4 protein-coding genes are annotated in these 2,999 nt (G+C 72.3%); 3 read left to right on the forward strand and 1 reads right to left on the reverse strand.

The features are described from left to right. The coding region (locus G6026_RS13670; protein WP_182613487.1) for a DUF732 domain-containing protein at positions 1–332 on the forward strand (332 nt) is incomplete at its 5' end. A gap of 45 nt (positions 333–377) precedes the next feature. Here the strand turns inward: G6026_RS13670 and G6026_RS13675 are convergent. Continuing rightward, positions 378–1,550, reverse strand: a complete 1,173-nt coding sequence (locus tag G6026_RS13675; RefSeq protein WP_107757593.1) for a patatin-like phospholipase family protein — start codon at positions 1,548–1,550, stop codon at positions 378–380. Between the two features lie 157 nt (positions 1,551–1,707). Here G6026_RS13675 and G6026_RS13680 point away from each other — a divergent pair, with 157 nt between their 5' ends. Both G6026_RS13680 and aroD read left to right on the forward strand, forming a co-directional pair. After that, positions 1,708–2,178 (forward strand): DUF4262 domain-containing protein, encoded by a 471-nt coding sequence (locus G6026_RS13680; protein ID WP_182613488.1) that lies wholly within the window; start codon positions 1,708–1,710, stop codon positions 2,176–2,178. A 49-nt stretch (positions 2,179–2,227) separates the two neighbouring features. Further along, positions 2,228–2,999: type I 3-dehydroquinate dehydratase (gene aroD / locus G6026_RS13685; protein WP_182613489.1), on the forward strand; the 772-nt coding region annotated here is incomplete at its 3' end.

Here is a 2,999-nt window from a genome sequence, read left to right on the forward strand (position 1 = left end):
CCTCCGCGGTCGGCGACGCCACCGACCGCGATGGGGCGACGACCGGCGAGCAGCCGGCCCCGGACGCGGGCGACGACGGGAGGTCCCCGGAGGAGCAGTTCCTCGGCGAGATCCGGACGGTCGGCGTGGTCGCCGACGACGAACCGGACTACCTCACCCGGGGGCGCGACGCCTGCGCGTCACTCGACGGCGACATGGGCTATGTCGACGTGGTCCGGCAGTACAACGACGCCCACCCCGACGCACCGGTGACCGAGGCGCCGGTGGTCGTGGCCGCCGCGGTCAGGGCGTTCTGCCCGCAGCACCTGCCGCAGGTCGGCCAGGGGGGTTAGGGGAGCTCAGCCGGATCGGGGCGCACCGGGTCGCACGGTGGGCTCTCACACCCCCTCCCGGTCCAGCGCCTCCGCGGTGAGCCGGCGGCCGAGTTCGATCATCTCCTCCGCCCGGTGGAAGTCGAACGCCGAGCACGCGTCGGACGGCACCTCCACGAGGACATCGGGACGGTTGCCCGCCATCCGGTAGCCGGTGAGAATGCTCTGCATGGCCTCGATCGACTGGGAGACCACGTCGAAGATCCGGAGTGTGCCCGGGAGGGACTCCAGGCCGCGCTCGTCGCTCTGGGCCTCGGCCCGGACCTCGCGTTCTCCCTCTTCCACAGCCTCCTCGACCTCGGGGGACGGTGTCGCCGACGCACCAGGAGTCGACCTCTCGGAGGCACGTGGCCGGGGCTCGGCCCCCGGCCCCGTCGAATCCATCCCGGTCGCCTCCTCCCCGATCGGGTCCTGGCCCGTGGGGTCCTGACCTGTCGAGTCCTGACCGAAGCGGGCCGCGACCAGCCTGACCAGGTCGGCGTCCCGCACGTCCGCCGCCGCCGTCCGGATGCGACCGGAGAGCCTGGCGGTGGTCGCCGTCACCGTGCCCCCCTTCTTGGAGATCTTCGGATCCGCCACGGCCGACGGTTCCTCGGGGTCCGAGCTCTCCTGGAAGGTGGAACCACGGATCCCCTCCCGGCGACCGGTCAGTGAGACCGCCAGAACCAGATCGCTGTCCACCGAGGCGAGCGGCTCGAGCGGGACCGGGTTGGTCACGCCGCCGTCGATCATCAGTCGCCCGCCCACGATCGCCGGCGTGACGATGCTCGGGATGGCGAACGACGCACGCACGGCGATGTCCACCGGGCCCCGGGTGAACCAGACCTCCCGCCTCGCCCGCAGGTCGGTGGCCACGGCGGTGTAGGGGATCGCGAGATCCTCGATCCGCACGTCGTCGAGCATCTCGCCGATCACGCCCATGATCTTGTTGGCGCGGATCGCCCCCCCGCCGGCGAAGGACACATCCAGCAGCCGCAGGACGTCCCGCTGTGCCAGACCTCTCACCCATTCCTCGAAACGGTCCAGCTCGCCGGCCGCGAGCAACGACCCCACCACCGCGCCCATCGAGGCCCCGGACACTCCGACCACCTCGTGTCCGCGCGACTGGAGCTCGCGGATGGCCCCGATGTGCGCATATCCGCGCGCCCCGCCGGAACCCAGTGCCAACGCGACCCTCATGCGGTTCCCCTCCCTCGTCCTCACTCAAGTGTGCACCGAGGCCGCGCGCATCATCACGGCACCTCGGCGTCCGTGTCGTAGGGGCGATCTATCGTCGCACTCGTATCGAGCACCTGTTCGATACGGACGATCGCACACCAGACAACCAGGAGTTCCCGTGTCCCACACCGTCATCCCGTTCCGCCCCGTGGCCTCCCTCGACCCCGACATGGCCGTCGTCGCCGCCAACATCGACCGGTACGGCATCCACGTGGTCCACGTGGGCCAGGGCTGCACCTGCGTGGACTGTCACTCCGCACCCCTCCCACCGGACCAGCGATTCGGATACACGGTCGGGCTCACCGGTCGCGGACACCCCGAGCTCCTGGTCCGCGGCCTGGGCGCCCGTGAGACGGCCGCGCTGCTCACCCGGTGGGGCGGGTCCGTCCTGGACGGCGGGGTCCTCGACGCCGGCCACCTCCTGTGTGAGGGCCCCGACGGGCCGACGTGGGAACTCACGCCGGTTCGGCGCCCCTCCAGGACGCTGCGGTGGGCGGGCCGCTACTACCGCACCGCCGGCTCCGGCGGCCTCAGCGCCCTGGAACTTGTACCCGCCCGTCGGCGCTGCCCGTGCGAGGGGTGCTGCTGAGGTCACTGCCGAGGCCTCCGGCACGGCGGGGTCGTCGTAGGGTCTATCCATGCCCCGCCATCGGCTCCACCTGGACTCACGTTCGCCGTCGATCATCGTTCCGCTCACCGGACGGGATCTCGCGGAGCTCGAGGCGCAGGCCGATGCGCTGGTCGCCGCCGACGACGGGTACCGGAGCGCGGCCGAGGCGGGGACACCCCGGAACGGAGCCTCGACGGACACGGACTCGGACACGGACTCGTGGGCGGGCCGGTCACCAGGTCGGTTGGTGGATGTCGTCGAGTGGCGGGTCGACCTCTTCGAGCCCTTCACCGCCGGGGCCGGAGGTGACCCGGCCCCGGCGGTGGAGGCCCTCGAGCGACTCTCGACGCTGCTGCCGGGGGTGCCGATCCTGGCCACATTCCGCACCCGTGGCGAGGGCGGGGGCGCGGAGATCTCCCCGACGACCTACGTCGCCGTGATCGAGGCACTGTCCTCCACCGGTGCCGCGGCCGCCGTGGACGTGGAGTACCTGCACCCGCTCGCGGCGGACTCCATCGCCGCGGCCCACCACCACCGGGTCGCGGTGGTCGCGTCCACCCACGACTTCGCGGCGACCCCGCCGGCCGAGGAGATCGTGTCGCGGCTCGCCGCCATGGAGGACGCGGGGGCGGACGTGGCCAAGATCGCCGTGACGCCACGGTCCGCCGCCGACGTCGTGGCGCTGCTGTCCGCGACCGAGGAACGCCACCGTGCCGCCCGCATCCCGCTGATCACCATGTCGATGGGTGGCCTCGGGGCGGTCACCCGACTCGGTGGCGGACCGTTCGGCTCGTCGGCCA

The organism is Dietzia sp. DQ11-38-2 (assembly GCF_014145055.1).
Lineage (GTDB): Bacteria > Actinomycetota > Actinomycetes > Mycobacteriales > Mycobacteriaceae > Dietzia.